This window comes from Salinivibrio sp. MA440 (assembly GCF_001996265.1).
GTDB classification, from domain to species: Bacteria; Pseudomonadota; Gammaproteobacteria; order Enterobacterales; family Vibrionaceae; genus Salinivibrio; species Salinivibrio costicola.
On the sequence record NZ_MUFI01000018.1, the window covers coordinates 1 to 21,830 of the forward strand.

At 48.7% G+C, this 21,830-nt stretch carries 21 protein-coding genes; 7 read left to right on the top strand and 14 right to left on the bottom strand.

Annotated elements, in window-relative coordinates:
• Positions 1 to 144 precede the first annotated feature (144 nt).
• The 4 genes from BZG80_RS07335 to BZG80_RS07350 form a co-directional block, all read right to left on the bottom strand.
• Positions 145 to 1,149 (bottom strand): substrate-binding domain-containing protein, encoded by a 1,005-nt coding sequence (locus BZG80_RS07335; RefSeq protein WP_077679064.1) that lies wholly within the window; start codon positions 1,147 to 1,149, stop codon positions 145 to 147.
• A 315-nt stretch (positions 1,150 to 1,464) separates the two neighbouring features.
• Entirely contained in the window at positions 1,465 to 2,241 is a 777-nt protein-coding gene (locus tag BZG80_RS07340) for a heme ABC transporter ATP-binding protein (RefSeq protein ID WP_158011534.1), read from the bottom strand.
• On the bottom strand, positions 2,241 to 3,275 hold the full coding sequence (locus BZG80_RS07345; RefSeq protein WP_077670083.1) for a FecCD family ABC transporter permease: 1,035 nt from the start codon (positions 3,273 to 3,275) through the stop codon (positions 2,241 to 2,243). Before BZG80_RS07345 ends, BZG80_RS07340 begins: the two co-directional genes overlap by 1 nt.
• Positions 3,276 to 3,277: 2 nt before the next feature.
• A complete protein-coding gene (locus tag BZG80_RS07350) occupies positions 3,278 to 4,126 on the bottom strand; it encodes a heme/hemin ABC transporter substrate-binding protein (protein ID WP_077461141.1) in 849 nt (282 codons plus the stop codon).
• A 209-nt stretch (positions 4,127 to 4,335) separates the two neighbouring features.
• On the opposite strand from BZG80_RS07350, the gene BZG80_RS07355 reads away from it, so the two are divergent.
• From BZG80_RS07355 to BZG80_RS07375, 5 genes are all read left to right on the top strand, one after another.
• Positions 4,336 to 6,393, top strand: coding sequence for a TonB-dependent hemoglobin/transferrin/lactoferrin family receptor (locus BZG80_RS07355; RefSeq protein WP_077670081.1), 2,058 nt, complete (start codon positions 4,336 to 4,338; stop codon positions 6,391 to 6,393).
• Between the two features lie 95 nt (positions 6,394 to 6,488).
• Positions 6,489 to 7,025 carry a heme utilization cystosolic carrier protein HutX gene (gene hutX, locus BZG80_RS07360; RefSeq protein WP_077661013.1) on the top strand — a complete coding sequence of 179 codons (537 nt, stop codon included), beginning with the start codon at positions 6,489 to 6,491 and terminating at the stop codon, positions 7,023 to 7,025.
• Positions 7,026 to 7,027: 2 nt separating this feature from the next.
• The gene (gene hutZ / locus BZG80_RS07365; protein WP_077461144.1) at positions 7,028 to 7,597 is read left to right on the top strand and encodes a heme utilization protein HutZ; all 570 of its coding nucleotides are present in this window, start codon (positions 7,028 to 7,030) and stop codon (positions 7,595 to 7,597) included.
• A gap of 137 nt (positions 7,598 to 7,734) precedes the next feature.
• Complete coding sequence (locus tag BZG80_RS07370) at positions 7,735 to 8,205, top strand: DUF2947 domain-containing protein (protein WP_077461145.1); 471 nt, start codon at positions 7,735 to 7,737, stop codon at positions 8,203 to 8,205.
• A gap of 83 nt (positions 8,206 to 8,288) precedes the next feature.
• Positions 8,289 to 8,732, top strand: coding sequence for a hypothetical protein (locus BZG80_RS07375; RefSeq protein ID WP_077679066.1), 444 nt, complete (start codon positions 8,289 to 8,291; stop codon positions 8,730 to 8,732).
• A 47-nt stretch (positions 8,733 to 8,779) separates the two neighbouring features.
• Here BZG80_RS07375 and panP read toward each other — a convergent pair whose 3' ends face one another.
• The 7 genes from panP to ugpB form a co-directional block, all read right to left on the bottom strand.
• A complete protein-coding gene (panP, locus tag BZG80_RS07380; protein ID WP_077661015.1) occupies positions 8,780 to 10,426 on the bottom strand; it encodes a pyridoxal-dependent aspartate 1-decarboxylase PanP in 1,647 nt (548 codons plus the stop codon).
• A gap of 220 nt (positions 10,427 to 10,646) precedes the next feature.
• Entirely contained in the window at positions 10,647 to 11,168 is a 522-nt protein-coding gene (locus BZG80_RS07385; RefSeq protein WP_021023736.1) for a hypothetical protein, read from the bottom strand.
• A gap of 233 nt (positions 11,169 to 11,401) precedes the next feature.
• The gene (locus BZG80_RS07390; RefSeq protein WP_077679067.1) at positions 11,402 to 12,199 is read right to left on the bottom strand and encodes an HAD family hydrolase; all 798 of its coding nucleotides are present in this window, start codon (positions 12,197 to 12,199) and stop codon (positions 11,402 to 11,404) included.
• A 32-nt stretch (positions 12,200 to 12,231) separates the two neighbouring features.
• Entirely contained in the window at positions 12,232 to 13,335 is a 1,104-nt protein-coding gene (locus BZG80_RS07395) for a sn-glycerol-3-phosphate import ATP-binding protein UgpC (RefSeq protein ID WP_077679068.1), read from the bottom strand.
• The gene (gene ugpE, locus BZG80_RS07400; RefSeq protein ID WP_077670077.1) at positions 13,336 to 14,184 is read right to left on the bottom strand and encodes a sn-glycerol-3-phosphate ABC transporter permease UgpE; all 849 of its coding nucleotides are present in this window, start codon (positions 14,182 to 14,184) and stop codon (positions 13,336 to 13,338) included.
• Complete coding sequence (gene ugpA / locus BZG80_RS07405; RefSeq protein WP_077646739.1) at positions 14,184 to 15,065, bottom strand: sn-glycerol-3-phosphate ABC transporter permease UgpA; 882 nt, start codon at positions 15,063 to 15,065, stop codon at positions 14,184 to 14,186. The genes ugpE and ugpA overlap by 1 nt, the downstream gene beginning before the upstream one ends.
• A 57-nt stretch (positions 15,066 to 15,122) precedes the next feature.
• Positions 15,123 to 16,427, bottom strand: a complete 1,305-nt coding sequence (ugpB, locus tag BZG80_RS07410; protein WP_077679069.1) for a sn-glycerol-3-phosphate ABC transporter substrate-binding protein UgpB — start codon at positions 16,425 to 16,427, stop codon at positions 15,123 to 15,125.
• 277 nt (positions 16,428 to 16,704) lie between these two features.
• On the opposite strand from ugpB, the gene BZG80_RS07415 reads away from it, so the two are divergent.
• Together BZG80_RS07415 and BZG80_RS07420 are read left to right on the top strand one after the other, a co-directional pair.
• A complete protein-coding gene (locus BZG80_RS07415) occupies positions 16,705 to 17,472 on the top strand; it encodes a glycerophosphodiester phosphodiesterase family protein (RefSeq protein WP_077679070.1) in 768 nt (255 codons plus the stop codon).
• Positions 17,473 to 17,519: 47 nt separating this feature from the next.
• Positions 17,520 to 18,260, top strand: coding sequence for a DeoR/GlpR family DNA-binding transcription regulator (locus BZG80_RS07420; protein WP_077676815.1), 741 nt, complete (start codon positions 17,520 to 17,522; stop codon positions 18,258 to 18,260).
• Between the two features lie 28 nt (positions 18,261 to 18,288).
• Here BZG80_RS07420 and BZG80_RS07425 read toward each other — a convergent pair whose 3' ends face one another.
• From BZG80_RS07425 to BZG80_RS07435, 3 genes are read right to left on the bottom strand one after another with little or no spacing between them, the layout of a single operon-like run.
• Positions 18,289 to 19,554: an ABC transporter substrate-binding protein gene (locus BZG80_RS07425; RefSeq protein WP_077670088.1), complete on the bottom strand. Its 1,266-nt coding sequence runs from the start codon at positions 19,552 to 19,554 to the stop codon at positions 18,289 to 18,291.
• A complete protein-coding gene (locus tag BZG80_RS07430) occupies positions 19,554 to 21,002 on the bottom strand; it encodes an ATP-binding protein (protein ID WP_077679071.1) in 1,449 nt (482 codons plus the stop codon). The genes BZG80_RS07425 and BZG80_RS07430 overlap by 1 nt, the downstream gene beginning before the upstream one ends.
• Entirely contained in the window at positions 20,992 to 21,711 is a 720-nt protein-coding gene (locus BZG80_RS07435; protein WP_021023747.1) for a response regulator, read from the bottom strand. Before BZG80_RS07435 ends, BZG80_RS07430 begins: the two co-directional genes overlap by 11 nt.
• Positions 21,712 to 21,830: the final 119 nt, after the last annotated feature.

Here is a 21,830-nt window from a genome sequence, read left to right on the forward strand (position 1 = left end):
GCCCTCTCTACGCGTACAAAATGTGATATTGGTTCAATAAGTATGTAACTGATAATTTAAAGTAAAAGCTCTTATCCATAGGAAATCAAAAAAGCCACGACCGTCATAGGGGCGTGGCTTTACATAAAAAAACGCGATAAACCATTAGGTTAGGTTTTTTACAGAGTCTCGACTGATTAATGATAAATCCATTTCAAACACTTGCTGCTGCGTATCGTTATCATTAATCCGGCTGAGTAAARGTTTAACCGCAGTCTTGCCCAGTTGTCGTTTAGGTTGATGGACAGTCGTCAACGGTGGTGAGTAATATTCAGTCAGATCAATATTGTCATAACCGATGACAGAGATATCATCTGGCACCTGAATACCCGCCTGGTTGAAGGTGCTGATCGCCGCTAACGCCATGATATCATTAAAACAAAAAACTCCCGTAGGACGGTTTTCCATGGCAATAAACTGCTGAGCGGCGACTTTTGCTTGATTCGCTTCAAAGTCCGCTTCAATGATCCAGTCTTGATTTACGGGGATATCAGCTTCTTTCAGGGCCCGATAAAATCCTGCAAGCCGTTGCTTACAGGTGTTCTTATCCATTTGCCCAGAGATACAACCAATTTGGGTATGCCCGTTGTCAATAAAATGTTTGGTTGCCAGATAGCCGCCTAGTTCCGCGTTATCTTCAATCCGATCGGTATCAATGTGGTGACTGCCCCAATCCATGACGACCATGGGTAGGTCACGCTTTTTCTCTAGCAGTAGCATGAGATCTTCATTGAGATCCGAGCACACCACAATTAAACCGTCGACACGCTTTTCTGACAGCATACGCAAATAGTCGCGCTGCTTTTCAAGGTTGCCTTCGGTATTACACAAAACTAGCGTGTAGCCTTGCTCGTAGCAATAGTCTTCTACACCGTGCACGAGCTCGGCAAAAAATGGGTTGGTCGATTTAGTGACCAGCATTCCGAGCGTACGTGTCGTATTACATTTTAAACTACGAGCCACAGCACTCGGTGCATAGTTCAGGTCTTCAACGGCTTGCCAAACCTTTTCTGTTGTCTTTTCGGCGACAAAGCGGGTCTTATTGATAACGTGTGAGACCGTGGTGGTTGAAACACCCGCGAGACGCGCGACATCTTTAATCGTTGCCATCTTAATTCTTCTATATTGTGAAGCCTTGGGATCGTTACTCGCGACCTTACAGAAAAACGCCGCTGATACGCAGCGGCGCTGTCTTTCACAATCCCGGCCCATCAGACGGTTGCGAAGGTAACGAATCCGATTTCATCCATTCTCATAGCTAATCGGTTGCGGTCTCAGTTTACTTAGGTTGCCGCCTAGTCGCAATTGGTCTGATGAGCGAACGATCATCAACAGACGGTTTTGTGACCCAGCTAGGCGGTTATCAATGCAAAAGTCTCATGGCGACGCTGGCAAGATCCCACCTTGATAGCAATAACTCAGGCACTAGGTCACGATCAATGGGCAGGCATGCTCTGGGTGCTCAATGACCTTAAGCGGATACTGATAAATCTTTGCGACCTGTTCACTCTCAAAACATTGCCATGGGGTACCCGTTAATATCATCTCTCCTTGTTTGAGAAAATACAGGCGATCCGCGTAGCGACTGGCAAGATTGAGGTCATGCAGCACCAAGACCACTGTCATCCCTTGATCGGCAAGCGATCGACAGCGTTGTAGCGTGTAATGCTGATGGGTAATATCGAGCGCCGATGTAGGCTCATCAAGTAGCATGATGGCCCGCGTTGGATCGGTTTGGATTAACTGCAAAGCAATGCGTGCCATATGGACTCGCTGTTTTTCACCGCCTGACAATATAGGATAAGGCCGGTTAGCAAGGTGGGTGATATCCCACTGCTGTAACTGCTCATCGGCGAGGGCGGCAATTTGCGCCTGATTCGCTTGTAACGGTGTCGCCCCCATTTGAACCACTTCTTTGACCGTAAACGCAAAGGTTAAGCCACTACTTTGGGGAAGAAAGGCGACCTGTTTAGCAAAGCGCTCACCATGCCATGCGGCTTTAGGCATGGCCCAAAAATCAACCTGGCCTGATGGATGACTGTCACTCATCACTTGTTTGAGTAAGGTGCTTTTTCCCGCGCCATTTGGCCCGAGCAACACATGTAATTGGCCTGCAGCAAAGGAAACATTGATGCGATTAAGCAGTTGGCGTCCGTTAAGCGAGTAACTTAAATCACGAACATTGAGGGCAATATCAGACATTAATGCACCACTGCTTGTCGTTGTTGGATCAAAAGCCATAAAAAGAAGGGTGCCCCCATAAGTGCGGTGATGATCCCCACTGGCAGCTCTGCCGGCGCAACAATGATTCGTGCGATAATATCAGCAAGCGTCAATAAAAGGGCGCCCAATATCGCCGATAAAGGGATCAGGGTGCGATGATCTGGCCCAGCCAATAGACGGCCAATATGCGGTACAACCAAGCCAATAAAGCCAATTAATCCTGCGGCACTGACCGACACGCCCATTCCAGCGGCTGTTGCAATGATCAATAAGCGCTTTAGGCGATGAACATTGATGCCAAGATACGCAGCTTCGTTTTCGCCAAGTAATAAGGCGTTGATATGCGGAGCGCAGCGATAGGCAAAAAGCGTGAGGGTAACGGATGCAACGCCCGTTAACGCGATGAGTCCCCACGATGCGCCAGTGAGCGATCCCATTGACCACAAGGCGATATCACGCAATGTTTGGTTATCAGCAACGTAATTGATTAACCCGAGCGCCGCACCCGACAAGGCACTAATGGCAATACCGGCTAACAACATCACGGTAACCGATGTTCCCATCGATGTTGTGCCAATACGATAAACAAACAAGGTGGCGACCAGCGCACCCAAAAAGGCAAATAGCGGCACCGAGAGGGTAAAACCGACGTTAAGGCTGCCCCAGGATAACAGCAACAATCCCAACGCGCCGCCTAAAGACGCCCCTCCAGAGACTCCAATGATCCCCGGATCCGCAAGCGGATTGCGAAATAGCCCTTGCATTAATGCGCCAGATACTGCCAGAAGTGCGCCAACGAACAAACACAATAAGGTGCGTGGTAAGCGGACCTGTTGCACGATGGTCAAGATATGCGGTGCGACATCACTTTGCCAAGGGCTCAAGCTTTGTAAACTGACGAGCCACCCAAGTTGCCACTGTCCCACGGCTATCGACATCACAGTGACGATGAACAAAACAGTGATCAACACAGGGAAGAGCCGCTGATGCGTTTCACGAAAGTAAGCGTGCATTACTATTGGTTTCCGGTTAAATGGGTTTGAATGCGCAGGGCCTCATCAAGAGTATTCAGACTTAATCCACCCACTAATACACGGCCATCCACAGCGATGATGCGATTGTTTTTATACGCTCGTGTGCTTGATAGCAACGGGACGGCGTTTGCCAGCCCTTGCATACCACCAAGCTGATCGAGTGAGCGTTGCATGACCAAAATAAAGTCAGGATTAAAGCCAAGCAGCGCCTCGGGTGAAAGTGGCTTATAGCTGGTGACGGATTCAGCCGCAGGGTTCGTGGCACCGAGCAATTCAATCAAGGTATTTGGAGTGGTATCAGCGCCGGCGACACTGGCAGGTCGTCCCTGGTGAACCAAGAGAAAAAGACCGTTGAGCGTGGATGTGTTTGATGCTGACGCTCGGGTTTCTAGCTTGGCTAATTGGTCATCCATGGCGTTGATCAATGGTTCGGCATTCGCTTGTGTCGCCGTTAACTCCGCCAAGGTATGAATACGTTGCTTGAGGGCAGCGACCGTCGGGGTACTCGATAACGTCACCACCTTGACCCCGGCATCACGGAGTGTTGATAACACCGGTGCTGGGCCCATTTCTTCTGAACCAATTAAAAGATCGGGGGATAGCGAAAGTACACCTTCCGCCGCGAGCTGGCGATGATAGCCCACGCTCGGCATGTCTTTCTCTTGTAATTGGCTGGTGGCATCAATACCAACAATTTGTGATTGCGCGCCAAGTTCAACGAGCAAGTCAGTCACACTGGCGCCCGCACTGACGATGCGTGGCGAGGCATGAATCGATAGAGATATGAGGGTACTGAACAGAGCTATCACTCTTACTGCGGCGGTGGCCATGTTAAATCCTTATTTTCGCTTTATCAGTGGCTTATTGGTCAAAGGTAATGCGGTGTCATTGACAGTGATTTATCGTTCACTGCACATTTGTAATCATTAGTTACATAACTAATTAATATCAATTATCGTTTACATTGCTGTTCTCGATCAATACAATCTTGCAAAAATAATGATGATTCTCATTTGTAGTTGAACCAGAGAGCACTGAAATGACATTGAAAAAGGATATTTTGATACCACGTCCGAGCCACCTAAACCTCGCTATCGGATTTGCGCTTGGCACATTAAGCCTCACTTCACCCGTCATGGCCGCCGATGGCGGGCAACAAAATGGCAACCAAACAGAAACGGTGTCTGTGTATGCCAGTCGTATGGACGCGCAAAAAGCGAATCGCGCTGTTGCCGTCAGCACGGTGTCACAAGAAGAGATTGAGACAAGGCAAGGAAGTAACGTCACGGATTTAATTCGGCACCTACCCAATGTCTCTGTGCTTGGTGGCGGGCGCGATGCCGCTCAGTCTGTGACTATTCGTGGATTAAGCAGCGAAAACGGCCGCGTGGTGCAGCTTGTTGATGGTGCGCGTCAGAATTTTTCTGTTGGTCACCGCTCCAGTCTATTTATTGATCCTGAGTTACTCCGCTCGGTAGAGGTGGTCCGTGGCCCATCGAGCACTCTTTGGGGCTCCGGTGCTTTGGGAGGCGTGTTTGCCCAAAACACCAAATCAGCCAGCGATTTTCTTTCCGGTGATCAGGCCGTAGGTGGTTACCTTAAACAAGGATTCCACAGCAACAATAATGCCTCACGCACCAGCGGCGCGGTGTTTGGACGCACAGAGACGGTTGATTGGCTGGTACAAAGCTACTATCACGATAGTGATGATAACCAACTAGGCAACGGCAAAACCTTGTCTTATTCAGCGGATAGAGAAAAAGGTGGTTTTGCTAAAGTCCGTTACACACCATCTTTAGATCACCAATGGACGTTCACTGCTCGTCAAGGCGAACTTGATGATATGTCTCCATCAAATCCCTCAGTCAAAGAGCCGTCAGGTTCTTATCCGTTAGTATACCGGGAAACAAGGGACCAGAGCCTTTCCGTTGCCTACGATTATAGTCCCGCCAGTCATTGGGTCGATATTAACTCTCAGTTGTATTTCAATAATACTGAGATGAAAGAGCACCGTGTTGCATCGCAAGAACGTGACAATAATGAGACCCAAACCATAGGCTTCTCTATCACGAATACGTCCAACATAAAAAATATCGATTTAATTACAGGTCTGGATTTATATCGCGATAGTTATGAAACGAAACGTGATGACAGTAGTGCACCTGGAGAGCGTCCGGCAGGACAAGATGCAAATGCAGAAAGTATAGGGGCGTTTGGTCAAATAAATATTCCTGTATTCGATCAGATTCGTTGGCAAGCGGGTGTTCGATTTGACTCATACAAAGGTGAAGATAATCGGCCGACATCACTGGATAGTGAGAGCCGCGATCATGCGTGGTCCCCATCGACGGCATTGACATGGAACGCAACCGAACAGCTAGCATTGACTGCCAGCTATCGCGAAGCTTTTCGTGCACCGAGCTTAGAAGAAATGTATGCCAGTGGTACTCACTTTGTGGTTCCTATGGGGCCTACAAAGTTGATCAATCGATTTATACCGAATCCGGACTTGAAACCTGAGCACAGTGCCAATAAAGAATTAGCCATCACGTACCAATTTACACCGACGAGCTATTTCGACAATGCTTATGTTGATGCGCGCCTGTTCCGCAACGATGTTGACGATTTTATTGATATGAACGTTGACTTCATGGGCGGCACTACAACGCGTGAAAACGTTAAAGATGCCAAACTGGAAGGCATCGAACTAAGCCTACATCACCAACTCGGTGGCTTTACCAATAATCTAAGCTACAGCCAAACCGAAGGCAAGAATAAGAATGATGGTAGCTATCTCGATAACATCCCAGCTCACAAGTTTGTCGCAGAAACCGACTATGCGCTGGCGACGTTACCAGTGAGTGTCGGCGGTCGAGTCTCTCATTATGCCGATCAAAACGACACTAACGATGCCAACACTTACGACGGCTACACCCTGTGGGATGTGTATGCAAGCTACAGTCCCAATGGCGCTTGGGATGGCGTGAAGTTTGATTTAGCGATCGATAACTTAACCGACGAGCAATATACCCAAGCTTGGGCGCAAGTGGCTTCACCAGGGCGCGATATCAAATTTAATGTTCGTTACCAATTTTAGCTCGTTACCAACTTTAACGACTCGTACAAAGGGCAGGTGAACGCCTGCCCACACTGATAGAACCTATCACAATAAAAATAGGCTGGGAGTGATCAATGACAACCACTACGTTAACGGAGCAGGTCAGTGCGCTACTGACCGAGAATGCCTCGATGCTGCCTGCCGATATGGCAGCAACGCTAGGTGTGAGTGAGGGGGAAGTGGTACGCGCCATGCCCGCAAATTATCAAACTTGGGTCGATGGGCAACATGCTGAAACCGTGCTCATGCAGGTGGCCGGATGGGACGGGCCTGTGACGGCGATTGTGCATTCCGGCGGCTCGATCTTTGAAGTAAAAGCGCCGTTCCCCAAAGGAAAAATCGCTTACGGCTATTACAACTTAATGGGTAAGCCCGGTGAGATGCATGGCCACTTAAAATTAGAACGCATGGCGGGCATTGCTTTTGTCAGCAAACCCTTTCGCGGCAAGACAACCCATTACATCGGCTTTTTTACCGAACAAGGCGATTCGATTTTTAAGATCTATCTCGGGCGTGATGAAAAACGTCAGCTTCTCGACAATCAGATTGATGCCTTTAACCAACTAAAAACGCAGTTAGCGACCTCACAACAAACAGAATCGGAGCAATAACTATGGATCAAGCGACTAAACAACAACGGCTACAAAACCGCCTTGGCCCTGAAATTAAAGAATTTCGTGCAAACTGCCGGACATTACAGCTTGCAACATTGGATACAAAAGGCAAACCCAATGTCAGTTATGCCCCCTTTGCTCAGCGTGAAGATGGCTTTTATATCCTGATCAGTGAAATTGCCCGTCACGCACGCAACCTGCAAGAAAACCCAAACTTGTCATTGATGATGATCGAAGATGAAGGGAGCGCGAAACAGATTTTTGCTCGTCAACGTCTTAGTTTTGATGCACGAGCTGAAATGGTGGAACGTAACACCGCGACTTGGCAAGTTGGCATTGATGCATTGAAAGCGCGGTTTGGCGATATTATCGATAATTTGAGTGGGTTAGAAGACTTTCGCCTCTTCCGTCTGGCGCCAGAAAACGGCCTGTATGTGAAAGGATTTGGCCAAGCGTTTCAGGTTGGCAGTGACGACTTTGTTGATATGGTGCACCTTGATCAGGGCCACCGTAAAATCGGCGAAGACAATGACATTAAAACTACCGATGAGCTCGTCATTAACGGCTAATCGAGTTGATGAAGGGTGAGACGGCAATGTGTTTCGCATTGCCGTTTTCTCTTTATTATCGGTATTGGGCTTGGTAACAACCTCGCTGCAATTATGGTAAAGTGAACGCCATTACCAAGCCGATAACCACGAGCAGCATGAATTACATCCCATTATCTGACTACAAAAGAAAGTGGATTTTCACCCATCAATCTCTCCCTATCCCAGAGCAAGATCTTGCTGAGATTAAACCCATGACAGAGACGCGTGCGGCGCAGTTGTGGCAAGAATTTATCAGTAAAGATAGCCCGACACCGGATCATTTTGGTAAGCAAGATTGGCCCACCCATCAAAACGTTTGGACTCAACGGCTGGTCTGGCAACATGCGTGGGACAACGATGATGATCTGCCTGAAGACTTTGTGTCCAATTTTCCTTGGGAAGACAATATTACGGTCTACTTTTGTTACGACAAACATAATATCGTCGAAACTCGCTGGGGTGTGTTCAAGCAATATTGGAAAAACTTTCTATTCTATGATGACAAACCCATCTTGATTGGTCGTCGTCGCAAAGAGGTTGCGATGTTTGAGCAATCAGGTGAAGTAGTGATCGGTCAACGTGACTGACGTTCAAGTCATCAACGACGTGGCCGTTAATAGAAAGATAAACCGCATGTCCAATCCATAGCGTCATCGTATAGGGATCAGAGATGATAAAAATAATCGCTGCCGTGTGTTTGTCGGTCTTACTGGTTGGGTGCTCGTTACCTAATATGTCGGATCTGTGGCGCAATTACAGTACCATTGGCTTAAACGAAGCATTACGGGGAGCCGAGCAAGATCTGATTCATTGTCGCTATGATAATACGCTGGATACCGCGCAGCGATACACAGTGATTGGAACCGCGCGAGAAAAAGCGCGTGCGTTCGAATTAATGGGGATCGCGTATAGCGAGCAAGAAAACACTGCTGAATTTGATCATACCTTGCAACGCTTTTTATTTTCAGAGCCAGGGCGCGCAATGACAGCGCCACAGGTGCAAATACAATGGCAACAAGCCCAGCTAGACATTGAGCATCAGCGTGAGACGGCGCTAAGCCAGACGCACTGTTTGCAGTCAACCAATATCCCCAAAACAGGACCGCTCAACTAATTAGGCAGCCACTGAATGTGACTGCCTGCGCACGCCGCAATGTTTGGCTAGCTCTTTAGAATACTGTCTGCCAAGGTGATCAGTCGCGGATAAGCGAACTCACTTTCTTGCGCAATCGCAGCTTGTTCAACTAACACTTCGTGCAGAATCTCTTGTGTGGTAAGCGGGTTCGCAAGTACCACCCTAAACACTGTGGTCGTCCGCCGCTGCCACTGCTCTGGCGTGAGACGCGTCCGTGAGACGAACGTTTGACCTGATTCACGCTGGCGTTTTTGCACAAATTTAGTCAGATCATTGAGCAAGTTATGAATCAAATCGACTTGCTCTTCATTAGCCACCGCAAGGGCCGCTTGCACACGAGCGGGAACAAACCGATAGGTCAATAAACAAAGCTCTGGCTCTGAGATCAGCTCAAAATCCGGGTGTTGGCTAATCATCTTGGCAAACGCAGCTGCTTTATCGATACTTTGATCAATCAACAGCTCATAGCCACGGCGAGAAATAATATTCATACAGGCAAATACCAACATCGCCATACCGCTGCGAGAGCCTTCAAGCGTATGACTTCCGAGGTCTTTTGCCCCTTTACGGAGAATATACTCGGCGTGGTGCTCGATGGATGCGACCACGGAAGGATCTTTAAACAGCACCATACCGGCGCCCATAGGGACATACAGCTGTTTATGGGCATCAATGGTCACCGAATCAGCACGCTCAATACCGGCCAGCTTATGGCGCTGGTTATTCGACATTAACGTGGCACCACCCCAGGCGGCATCCACGTGAAAATGAATGCCTTCTCGCTCAGCAATATCAGCTAACGCATTGAGTGGATCGATACTGCCGGTTTCTGTCGTGCCAGCGACACCCACGATGGCCACCGGTTTGATATTATCGCGATTCAGTTGCGTAATAGTGTCTTCGAGTGCATCTATGCAAATGCGATTTTGGTTATCTGCGGGCACGGAGATCAATTGGTCGCGGCCAATTCCTAGCACATCGGCGGCTTTTCCCAATGAATAGTGGCCCCGTTCAGACACTAAAATGGCCAAATCGCGATAACCATAGTGACGCATTGCACCAAACAAGCCTGCTTTGTTAATGCCAGGAAATTCACCATCAGGCTTAAGGACGTTATTTCTCGCCACCCATAGCGCGGTAATGTTGGCGACTGTTCCCCCCGAGCAGAATGCGCCCAGCGAGTGGTTGGCGCTGTGCATCCAGCTTTGATAAAAGGCATCATCTTGCTGATAAATCAGATTATGCAGCATGCCAAGCACTTGGCGCTCGAGCGGAGTAAACGCTTTCGAGGTTTCGATCTTGACCGTATTCTGGTTAAGGCCAATCATGATTTTTGATAACGGCATTAAAAAATACGGCAGGGCAGAGGTCATGTGGCCAATAAATCGCGGCGAGGCGGTGTGAACGGACTGGGCGACCAATTTATCGAGTAAAAACTGCGTGTGATCCGACACGAAAGCAGGATCTTCAGGAATTGTGGGATTACTAAAATCACTTTCGATATCTGCCAGCGAACGCTCGGTAGCCGTAATGTGATTTTGTAAAAATCGATTAAGATTCTGCGAGATTTCTTGCTCAATTTGACTGAGCGTTGAGTCTGGCGCTTCGGGGACAGTGAAAATTCGGTGTAAGGTTTCGGGCGTCGCGTCCGCGGCTTTATTATGTATGGCCATGACGTTCTTCTTTTATCTGCTTAGCTGTTCAAACGGTGAAAACCCTGATCAAACAAAGGCTATGCACACGATCACTTGCTGAAAAATGGCCACAACATAGCAAAAAAATGCGCGGCAATCAGGCTTTTTTATCGTTTGATGACAGCAAAAGCCGCATAAGCAACGAATATGATGACGGTCAGAGCCGACAACTGCCGGCTCATTGTTGATTGATGCAGACTTACTGACATTGACGATCGTTAATGCTTACCATCTGATCGTTATATTGGTTCAATGGTTTGTCGATTTCTTTAGGGTGGCTAAGAAGGTCGGCGAGGGCACTACGTAACGCATAGTTACCTTCCATTGACTCTCCTTGACGAAAAGCAAACACGTCTTTCGCCAGTGACGACGGCGGCAGTGAGCTTTGCGACAGGGTTTTAACATCTTCTTGCGAGAGCATTAGCCATGATTCAACCGGCGCATCGAGATTGAGCTTGGCGCTGTCATTATTTAAATAATAGTCAAAAGCTTGTGCGTTCAGATTAAAGTGGTTGGTGCGGCCGCGTAAAAACCAGTCGGCTACCTCATCCAAAGAGGCGTCTTTTTCAACGGTCATCTCCACTAATGCTTGATACCAGTTAATTGATGCATCAACGTAGTCATGATATTTGGCTGAATAACAGTCTGCGTTTTCTACCGGTGCCGCGTGTGACATCATCGGCAACAAGGCTGCGACCAGTGCAAGGGCATAGCGTTTCATAGCATTTTCCTAATCGTTATCGTGTTTGCGCTTAATAATTATACGCACTAACCATGCGAGGTGCGCAAACAGTGAGGTTTGGGCATCATTATTATGATAAAACGCCCACATTGTAGAACGACCTACCGACAAAGTTAAATAACACATTGATATAAAAAGCCCTGTAGCAGAAAAGCTGTGAAGCTGCCCTCAGTTAGTCGTTGCTCTCAGTGACGAAAGTAAAAAAGATCGGCTTAGCGCACTAATGATAACCAGCAGGATGCAAATTCAGCGAAGCCCAGCCCACCTGGTGCCTCTGTGATCCAGGTGGGTGGGGTATCGAGTGCAGCAAGGTGGGGGGCAATATTGGCGACCCCAACACTGAGCGGAAAGTAGGCAAACATGTCGTTATCGTTGCGTGAGTCACCAATAAAGGCAACCTGTTGAGGAGCGGCCTTTTCTGTGACACCGTAACGAAAAAGCCAATCCAGCGTCGCTTGTTGTTTATTATGGGTACCCAACCATGCGTTAATATGAATAGAGCTAGCCGTTGCTTTGGCACCATATGCGTGGAGTGCCTCAAGCAATGCATCGACTTCGGATTGTGGCGCACGTTGGGTATGCTGACCAATATCAATGGCCACTTCACAGTGGCGGTAGGCTTGATCGGCGCTGAGGGTACGATTTGGATACTGCTCGAGTAAGTGATCAATCCAATCGCGCAGCCCGGGTTGTGCTTGCTGGGCGGTGTAGCTGATTTTTGTCTGTCGTCGGCCATCTTCATGCCACATCACCACGCCACCATTTTCACCGATGACCGCATCGACAGGCCAAGCGTTAATGATGTGATCACACCAACCTGCACAGGCCCCTGTCACGGGTACTACACGGATCCCCGCGTCACGCAACTCGGTTAATGCCTTCAGTGTTTGCCACGGAAGTGCCCCTTGCCACGTCAAGGTGTCATCAACATCGGTAAACAGCCACTGAACATCGCGCCAGCGTTCGGCGTGTTGATGTATCGATGACAAAGGCAAACACTGAATTGGCATGACGCTATGCTCCTAAAGTATGCTCCTAAAGATTAAATCGCCACAACCCGCTCATCGCTAAGCGCTTTCACATCAAGCGTCAGCCGTTTACCGCTTTCAGCCGCAAAGACATGCAAATTGTGCGGGTCAATCGCTAACGGTAGTTGATCGCCCTCTATCACTTTACTATGGCCTTCTAAGCGCAAGGTGATCAGACTATCCGTGTCCGCGATGTGACCATAGACCAACAAATCGGCCCCTAACGCCTCCGTTAAGGTCACCGATAGCGTAAATTGCGCCTGGTCGTTAGGGACGATTTTTAAATGTTCAGGCCGTAGCCCAACACATACCGATGATGCGGTTGTGCCCTGGCAATAAGCCAGTGCGTGATGACCGATGGATAGGGTGTGGTTGTGGATTTGTCCGTCGACGATGTTCATCGCCGGAGAGCCAATAAAGGTGGCAACAAAGAGGCTGGCAGGTGCATCATAGACTTCCAGCGGTGTACCAATTTGCTCGACGTTGCCGCCATTTAACACCACTAACCGGTCGGCAAGCGTCATCGCCTCAACCTGATCGTGGGTGACATAGACCGCTGTCGTCTTGAGTTTTCGTTGCAGGCTTTTTATTTCCAAACGCATCTGAACACGTAGCTTAGCATCCAGGTTGGATAAGGGTTCATCAAACAAGAACACCTTGGGACGACGAACAATTGCACGGCCCATTGCCACGCGCTGACGTTGGCCACCAGACAGTTGATTGGGGCGTCTATCTAGCAAGTGATCAAGCTCCAACATGGTCGCGACTTCGTTGACCAATGTTTCAATCTCCGCTTTTGGGGTTCCGCGATTTCTCAATCCGTAAGCCATGTTATTAAATACACTCATGTGCGGGTAAAGCGCATAATTTTGAAACACCATCGCGATATCACGCTCACCCGGCTCCAGATCATTCACTCGCTTGTTGTCGATAATTAAGTCGCCATCCGAGATGGCCTCCAGGCCCGCAATCATGCGCAGTAATGTGGATTTACCACAGCCACTTGGGCCGACCAAGACAATCATCTCGCCATCTTGTACGGCCAAGTCGACACCATGAATAGCTTTGAACCCATTCGGATAGGTTTTTTGAAGTTGATCGAGGGTTACCGTTGCCATTTACTTCTCCGTCTCCACTAAGCCTTTAACAAATAGTTTTTGCATGCCCAAAACCACCAATACAGGCGGTAGCATTGCCATTAATGTGGTTGCCATGACGCGGTTCCATTCCACTTCACCGTCGCCAACAGACAACATGCGCTGAATACTCATCACGATGGTGTAATACTCGTCATCCGTGGTGATCAGAATGGGCCATAAATACTGGTTCCACCCATAGATAAAGGTGATCACAAACAGCGCGGCAATATTGGTGCGCGATAAGGGCAATAAAATATCTTTAAAAAATTTAAACGGACCTGCACCGTCCATGCGGGCGGCTTCCAGCATTTCCCCCGGCACGGTCATAAAGAACTGCCGGAATAAAAAGGTCGCGGTGGCGCTGGCGATCAGTGGAATTGTAAGGCCCGACATGGAATTCAACATATTGAGGTCGGCAATGACCTGGAATGTCGGCATAATACGTACTTCAACGGGAAGCATTAAGGTCATAAAAATGATCCAAAATGCCAGCATGCGGCCAGGAAAACGGAAATAGACCACCGCATAGGCCGACAAAATTGAAATAGCCAGTTTGCCGATGGATATGCCCATCGCCATTAAAAATGAATTCCATAACATGCCTGCTACGGTGATATTTAACTCACGCGATGTCCCTTCGGTGAGTACCTCTGTAAACACAGATAGGCCTTTGTCACCAAACCATAATGGGGTAACACCACTCACAAACGCGCTGCTATCATGAGTGGCGGCGGTGAGCGCAAGCCACACGGGCAACGCAACAGAGGCCACACCCAGAATCAACACCAGATGCGAGAACACAGTAAGCCAAGGGCGACGTTCAACCATTAGTAGGCCACCTTCTTTTCAACATATTTAAACTGAATCACGGTTAATGCACCGACCAAGATCATCAGCACCACCGACTGGGCCGCGGATGAGCCCATATCGAGCCCAACAAAGCCATCGGCGTAAACTTTATAAACCAGCGTGGTTGTCGATTGACCTGGCCCGCCTTGGGTCATAGCGTGAATAACGCCGAACGTCTCGAAGAAGGCGTATACCAAGTTAACAACCAAGAGAAAGAATGACGTGGGTGACAGCAGCGGAAAAATAATGGTCACAAACCGTTTCCCCGGTCCAGCCCCGTCAATCGCGGCCGCTTCAATCAATGATCGTGGGATCGACTGTAACCCTGCAAGAAAGAACAAAAAGTTATAGCTGATCTGCTTCCAGGTGGCGGCAATAATGACCATGGTCATGGCATCCCCAGAATGAATAAAGGGATTCCAATCGAGCCCAATGGCTTCAAGCGCATGGGCCAGTACACCCACGGTGGGGTTGAACATAAATAGCCAGAGCACCCCAGCGACAGCGGGAGCAACCGCATAAGGCCAAACCAATAAGGTTTTATAGCCCGTCGCGCCTTTGATCACACGATCGGCCATCACCGCGAGCACTAATGCCGAGAGAAGAGCAATAGCGGCGACTGAAAAACTAAAAAACAGCGTAGTGAAAAAGCTACTGTAATAGCTTGTATCACCAATGAGCGCGATAAAATTGTCAGCACCGACGAACTCGGTACTGAGTCCAAAAGGATCTTCAAGTAGCATCGACTGCCAGACCGCTTGTGCTGCTGGCCAAATAAAGAAAACAAACGTAATGAGCAGTTGCGGTGCGAGTAATAAAATGGGAAACGCACTGTGGTTAAATGTGGGTTTATTGGACATAGACTTTCTCAATAAAAAGAGCGGGCTCAGCGCACCGCTCCATAATACAAGGCGTAATTATTTGTTTGCTTTAGCAAACTTAGCGAGCAATCCGTTCGCACGTTCAACGGCCTCATCCAACGCTTCTTGCGCTGACTTATCGCCCGACCAGACAGTTTCAAGCTCTTCGTTGATCACATCGCGAATTTGCACGAAGTTACCCAAACGAATACCTTTCGATGCAGGGGTGGGCTCCACTTCTGTCATCTGATTAATCGCGACATCTGTCCCCGGGTTCTTAGCGTAAAAGCCTTGCTTTTTACTTAGCTCATACGCACCGTGAGTGATCGGCAGATAGCCAGTAAATTGGTGCCAATCAGCTTGGATCTCTGGTTTTGACAAGAACGAGAAGAACTGAGCAACGCCCTTGTACTCTTCTGATTCATGACCTTGCAGAACCCAAAGCGTGGCGCCGCCAATAATCGTATTTCTTGGCTGCTCAACGGCTTTATCCCAGTAAGGCAGCTTGGCAACACCAAACTCAAAGTCTTTCACGCTCTCACGCACGCCCGCATAGGACGCTGAAGAGTTCATATACATGGCACACTCACCACTATAAAAAAGTGGTGCACTGTCAGAGCGACGGCCGCCATACTCAAAGATCCCAGCTTGTTGCCAGTCTGCCATTTTGGCAATGTGATCAACGAAAGGTGATTGGTTAATCAGCATTTCGTTATCCACACTGCTAAAGCCGTTATCATTGGTGGCAATCGGGCTATTATGACGTGCGCCGAGGTTTTCGATTTGTACCCAAGACTGCCAGCCGGTGGTGAAGCCACACTGGGTGCCATTGGCGAGAAGCTTTTCTGATACTTGCTCGACCTCTTCCCAAGTCTTAGGTGGTGTCACCCCCGCTTTGGCGAACAAATCTTTGTTGTAATAAAGCACCGGTGTTGAGCTGTTAAACGGCATAGACAACATGTTGCCATTTTCGTCTGAGTAGTAGCCGGTCACAGAAGAGAGATAATCAGACTGGTCGAACGGTACTTTGGCGTCTTGCATTAACTCATACACTGGGTAAATGGCGCCTTTTGCAGACATCATGGTCGCCGTGCCTACCTCAAACACTTGCACGATATGAGGTTGTTTGTTGGCGCGGAAGGCAGAGACCGCCCCCGTCATGGTTTCGGTATAGTTGCCCTTATAAACGGGCTTCACTGTGTAGTCGTCCTGACTGGCATTGAACTTCTCGGCCATTTCATTCACTTTTTCACCGAGATTTCCGCCCATTGCGTGCCACCATTCAATTTCGGTTGCAGCGTTGGCGGAAAACGAGGCCAACAACAAGGCCGAAGAAAGCGCGGTTAAGCGTTGGGTTTTCATGCGTCACTCCTTTTGAGGATGGGGTAATGTTCATCTGGCAACTTAATGAACAAAAATGAACATAATATGAACCTCACCGAAAAGGGAGATGACAATTGTATGACTTTTGACCGCGATCTCGTTGGCCGTGAAAAAAATGTTAATTAAAGCGTGTTTTATCAATGAAAAGCATGAAATAAAAGGTAATAGCAATGTAACAAATTTGTCACCTTTAACGGGGAGAAATGAAGTCCTGGTTGGCTTACAATAGATTTATTTAAGATAAAGAGATGTTCATATGAAAACCGAGCCCGAAAAGTCAGTTTTATCATCTACTCCGGTATCACCTCAGAAATTATGTGGTCACCGGGGCGTCGCCGCTCAAGCGCCTGAAAATACTTTAGCGTCGATCGCCCGCGTGCGTGAACTCGGCTTAAGTTGGGTGGAAGTGGATGTGCAATTAACCCAAGACGGCATTCCTGTAGTCTTTCATGATCAAACGTTATCCCGGTGCACGAATGGGAAAGGGGCGTTGAAAGACACCGCCTTAGTCGATTTACAGCAATTGGATGCGGGAAGCCACTTTTCAGCTGACTTTGCTCAACAACGAGTGCCGACATTAGCGGCCGTATTGGCACAAGTTCATCACGATGATCTGCACCTTAACCTTGAGATAAAAACCTATGCCGATACCGATATTGCTGCATTATGCGACGCGGTATTTGATTGTTTATCGACAAGCCCTGTGAATGAGCGGCAGGTCTTAATCTCGTCTTTCTCTTTGGATGCGTTGCGGTATTGTCGCGATCAAAAACCGAGCCTCGCCCGGGCGATCTTATGGGAAACCATCCCTGACAATTGGCATGAGTTTCGCGATTTAGCCACACTTAGCATTCACTGCAACTATCGCCACCTCACCCAAGAGAAAGCAAAATCCGTTAAAGATTCAGGTTTAGCATTGAAGTGTTACACCCCTAATGATCCGCACGCCGTGGCACCTTTATGGGAGTGGGGAGTGGACATGATGATCACCGACGCCCCTGAGCGTTATTTATCGATAAGTTGATATCGACAAATTGAAAAAATAAGGAGGGAGTGTTGGTGACTAACGATTTGGGATTAAACTGGCGACAGCGAGATATTCTCAGCCAATTAGCCGATGTCGAACATTTAGAAACTGACCACTTGGCCGCGCATTTTTCCGTGACTACGCAGACTATCCGTCGCGATATTAATCAGCTTTGTGCATTGGGGCTCGCCCGTCGTCATCATGGTGGGATCAATATGCCCTCCGCACAGGCAAACAGTGACTATCAGCGCCGGCTTGAACGCCATCGTGGGATTAAAACTGGGATTGCGCAGGCTGTCGCCGAGCGTATTCCTGACGGGGCCACCGTGATGTTAGGCATTGGCACGACCGTCTCGGCGATTGCCGAACAGTTACTCACCCGACGTGATCTTCGGGTGATAACCAACAACGTACAAATCGCCCACATTCTCGGCGCTAATTCTGACCTGGAAATTTGGCTGGCCGGCGGAAAGTTACGGGCCAACGATCAAGATATGGTGGGCCATTCGGTGATTCAGTTTTTATCCCGCTTTCAAGCCGATATTGCCATTATTGGTTGTGCGGCGGTGAGTGAAGAAGGGTGGGCCTGCGAGTTTTCCCCGGATGAAGCCGATGTCAGTGACACCATGTTGGAAGCCGCCACCGCGCGTTGGCTGGTGGCTGATGGTTCAAAATGGCAGCGCAGTGCGCCGGTGAAAGTGAAAACGCTCAAGCAATTTGACTATGTGTTCACCGATCATACTGAGCTTGCCAGTGACATAGCCTTTGTTCCTTGTGCGTTTTAATCATGGCGAGTTAGACCGCAAGGTGTGATCATGCTTGCGCCGATAAGATCGCCCGATAGAGTGCTTCTGCGGCCTCACGCGGGGTTTGCTTCGGGTCGTAGAAAAACTCGTCAATCACATCAAAAATGGCACTTTGCACATAGCGTGTGGTCGACAGTCCATGTGACATACTCGGGCTTAAGGTGCCGTGTTCTTGCGCATAAAGAAACGCATCGCGCGATGCGTGGGCGCAATGATCATCCTCAGGCAATGGCACATCAAATCGGATCGGCAAAGAGCCTTTATAACGATTAAAATCGCGTTGAAATTGCGGTGTCAATAAATACGACGCTATATCCGCCTGGCTTTGCCGCTCGTTTTCATTGTTGGGTTTAAAAAACACAAAGCTGTCGACGTTATAGCTAAACGCGTGTTTAGTGCCAGGGACGGCAACACAGGTAAACGCCTTGCCTTCTTGCTGATTAGCTGCGAAAAATTCACCTTTCGCCCAATCTCCCATTACTTGCATGCCTGCCTGATTATTAATCAGCAGCTGCGTGGTATCGCTCCAGTTTCGGCCTTGACCCTTGTCATCGACATATTTGCGCATTTTGGCGAGTAAACGGAACGCTTCAATGACGCCGTCACTCAGTAATGCGTTGCGTTCGAAATTAAGAAACGCCCGCTGATAAAGTTGTGGTCCCATGACGGACAGGGCCAAGCTGTCAAACAGCGTCGCCACTTGCCAGGGCTCTCCGCCCAGGGCAAGGGGAACATAGCCTGCCTGTTTAAGTTTATCTGCCGCAATAAAAAAGCTATCAAAGTCGGTCGGGATATCAGCATCCGCGGCCTCAAACGCACGTAAGTTAATCCATAGCCAATTTACTCGGTGGATATTAATGGGCGCGGCGACGTAATTGCCTTGATACTGCATCACATCTCGAAGTGGCGCAGGGATCTTGGCTTCCCACTGCTCGGCATCAGCAATATTATTAAGATTACGCAAAAAACCGAGTCTCGCCCACTCCGTGATCTCTGGGCCTTTGATTTGTGCGGCCAAAGGTGGATTGCCACTAATCGCACGAATTCTCAGTGTATTCATCGCACTGATCCCAGCGCGACCTCCTACCGCAAAATCTTGCCATTGATAGCCTTGTCGCTCCATGCCCTGACGTAATACCGAGGCGGCTTTGGCCTCTCCGGCTGAGGTCCACCAGTGAAGCACTTCAACCTTGCTTGCAGCGGCGCTAACGCTGTAGGCTAACAAACTGTACGCAAGCAGCGTACCCGATAAAAATCGTGTTGTTCGACGCATTATTCTTCTACCCGCGGGAAACTGATATCAACTTGTAATCCACCCTCACGATGATTACTGAGCACCATATCACCACCATGGGCATGAATGATATCTCTGGCGATCCCAAGGCCTAAGCCCGAGCCGTCACTGTCATCATGCAAGCGCACATAGGGATCGAACACTGACGTGAGTGCTTCTTCTGGAATACCAGGGCCTTCATCGATCAAGGTGATATCTAAGGTGTGCGTCGCGTCCATAACATAAATGGTTACTTTTTCGCCATACTTAACCCCGTTATCAATTAAATTGGATAGGCAACGTTTAAACGCGAGCGGTTTACAGGTAAATGGCGGCACGGCATCGCTTTCAATCTGCACCCGCATTCTGGTTTGGTTGTGGGGTTCAACAATCATCGCTAAAAAGTCGATCACATCAATCGCGGCCATATTCTCGTGAATATCGGTATCACGCACGGTTTGAACCGCGCCTTTCACCATCATTTCAAGATCGTCCAAGTCTTTATTTAATTTTGCCGTTTGTACCTCATCGTCGATCAGTTCCGCGCGCAGGCGTAACCGCGTGATAGGGGTTTTTAAATCATGCGACATCGAGCGAAAAAGGGTTTCCCGCTCGCGTAGATGGCGTTGTAAGCGTCGTTGCATCCGGTTGAAGGCTCGGGTCACAATCGCAATTTCAGCCGCGCCTTCTTCTTTAAGCGGGGGTTGCTCAATGTCAGTACTGAATAAATTAGCGGCCTTTGCTAATCGCTTTAGCGGCCGAGCTTGTTGACGAATTAAGATGTAGGTAAAAAATAGCAGCAAAGCGGTAATGACCACGATAAAGACCACTTGATCGGCGGTGATCAGCGTATCATCGAGGGTCACATAGGGCGCAGGAAGTAGGGCAGCGATATAAACCCATTCACCGGTTTTAAGCTCCATTTGCACCACCAGAATAGGTGGATTGAGTGGCTCTAAGCTTAAGGTGTGATGTGCCCAAGACTTGGGTAAATCTTGCAATAAAATATCGTTATTCAGCACTCGCAATGTTTCAGGGCGAGAAAAATTAACCTCGATGGTGTTTAACGCCGGCAGTTGTTGATGAAGAATGCCTGATACGGTATCGATAGCAACCTGTTTGGCTTGCGTGTCTTCGATCGGCGTGATGTGAATTTTTTCTTTATTGAATGAAACAAAAAACCGCGTGCCACCCATATTACGCAACTGATTCAATGCGACATGACGATACGCCACGGGTAAAGACTGAAAAAAGGTGGTGGTCGATGCAAACATGTTGGCTAAACTCGCCGATGCGGATTCTAATCCCTCTAACTGGGTTCGCTTCGACTGAGTATACCAGATTGATGTCGCAATCCCTTGTGCCAAGACCACCGATAGTAGCGTTAACAGCAGTGTTCTGGAAAGCAGAGAGCGTGGGATCAGTTTTTCGAGCCATTCATGATTCATACTGGATCTCGGCAACAAACATATAACCTGCACCACGTACCGTTTTAATTAGGTTCGCTTTACTGGTATCGCGTAAGCGTTGACGCAGACGGCTGACTTGAACATCAATACCACGCTCTTGCGCTTGGGCATCTCGCCCGCGTGTTGCCTGACTAATGGCGTTACGATCCAGTAGCTGGTGCGGGTGGTCGATAAAGAGCATGAGCAGTGCGTAGTCAGAGGCAGACAGCTCGATTTCCATCCCAGTGACAACATGATGCAGCTGCTGCGTAGCTGGCTCAAGACGCCACTGACCAAAGCGGATTGCTTTTGGGCGTGACAAGGTTGTTTCTTGTAACTGTTGAGTACGGCGCAGTAACGCGCGAATACGTGCAATCAGTTGGCGAGGGCTAAAGGGTTTTGCAATGTAATCATCCGCGCCCAACTCAAGTCCGACAATTTGATCCGTTTCGTCCGACACCGCCGTGAGCATAATGATGGGGACACCCGAGTCTTTGCGGATACGTTTACATAAGGTAAAGCCGTCATCACCCGGAAGCATGACGTCTAAAAGAATTAAGTCGGGATACTGCACGGCCAGCTTAGATTGCATCTCATGACCATTTTGCGCGGTGACTACGTCATAACCGGCTTTCGCCAGATAAGCCTGAAGAAGTTCACGAATCTCAACATCGTCATCCACCACCAAGATGCGTTTGGCTGAAGCCATAGTGCTTTTGTCCTCGTTGCTATTTTGATCGGTCCATTATCGGTGCTTTGTGGCTAAGATGCTAGAAACAACCCCGCAGTTTGTGTAATTAATCAGCGACTAACAAAAAGCCCCCAAGC

What these genes read in the sequence shown, in the direction of transcription:
- panP (WP_077661015.1), bottom strand. Translation starts at nt 10,426, where the DNA reads ATGGCCATACATAATAAAGCCGCGGACGCGACGCCCGAAACCTTACAC.
- ugpA (WP_077646739.1), bottom strand. Translation starts at nt 15,065, where the DNA reads ATGTCCAATAAACCCACATTTAACCACAGTGCGTTTCCCATTTTATTA.
- BZG80_RS07340 (WP_158011534.1), bottom strand. Translation starts at nt 2,241, where the DNA reads ATGTCTGATATTGCCCTCAATGTTCGTGATTTAAGTTACTCGCTTAAC.
- BZG80_RS07355 (WP_077670081.1), top strand. Translation starts at nt 4,336, where the DNA reads ATGACATTGAAAAAGGATATTTTGATACCACGTCCGAGCCACCTAAAC.
- BZG80_RS07395 (WP_077679068.1), bottom strand. Translation starts at nt 13,335, where the DNA reads ATGGCAACGGTAACCCTCGATCAACTTCAAAAAACCTATCCGAATGGG.
- BZG80_RS07435 (WP_021023747.1), bottom strand. Translation starts at nt 21,711, where the DNA reads ATGGCTTCAGCCAAACGCATCTTGGTGGTGGATGACGATGTTGAGATT.
- BZG80_RS07350 (WP_077461141.1), bottom strand. Translation starts at nt 4,126, where the DNA reads ATGGCCACCGCCGCAGTAAGAGTGATAGCTCTGTTCAGTACCCTCATA.
- ugpE (WP_077670077.1), bottom strand. Translation starts at nt 14,184, where the DNA reads ATGGTTGAACGTCGCCCTTGGCTTACTGTGTTCTCGCATCTGGTGTTG.
- hutZ (WP_077461144.1), top strand. Translation starts at nt 7,028, where the DNA reads ATGGATCAAGCGACTAAACAACAACGGCTACAAAACCGCCTTGGCCCT.
- BZG80_RS07425 (WP_077670088.1), bottom strand. Translation starts at nt 19,554, where the DNA reads ATGCGTCGAACAACACGATTTTTATCGGGTACGCTGCTTGCGTACAGT.
- BZG80_RS07345 (WP_077670083.1), bottom strand. Translation starts at nt 3,275, where the DNA reads ATGCACGCTTACTTTCGTGAAACGCATCAGCGGCTCTTCCCTGTGTTG.
- BZG80_RS07430 (WP_077679071.1), bottom strand. Translation starts at nt 21,002, where the DNA reads ATGAATCATGAATGGCTCGAAAAACTGATCCCACGCTCTCTGCTTTCC.
- BZG80_RS07370 (WP_077461145.1), top strand. Translation starts at nt 7,735, where the DNA reads ATGAATTACATCCCATTATCTGACTACAAAAGAAAGTGGATTTTCACC.
- BZG80_RS07385 (WP_021023736.1), bottom strand. Translation starts at nt 11,168, where the DNA reads ATGAAACGCTATGCCCTTGCACTGGTCGCAGCCTTGTTGCCGATGATG.
- hutX (WP_077661013.1), top strand. Translation starts at nt 6,489, where the DNA reads ATGACAACCACTACGTTAACGGAGCAGGTCAGTGCGCTACTGACCGAG.
- BZG80_RS07390 (WP_077679067.1), bottom strand. Translation starts at nt 12,199, where the DNA reads ATGCCAATTCAGTGTTTGCCTTTGTCATCGATACATCAACACGCCGAA.
- BZG80_RS07415 (WP_077679070.1), top strand. Translation starts at nt 16,705, where the DNA reads ATGAAAACCGAGCCCGAAAAGTCAGTTTTATCATCTACTCCGGTATCA.
- BZG80_RS07375 (WP_077679066.1), top strand. Translation starts at nt 8,289, where the DNA reads ATGATAAAAATAATCGCTGCCGTGTGTTTGTCGGTCTTACTGGTTGGG.
- ugpB (WP_077679069.1), bottom strand. Translation starts at nt 16,427, where the DNA reads ATGAAAACCCAACGCTTAACCGCGCTTTCTTCGGCCTTGTTGTTGGCC.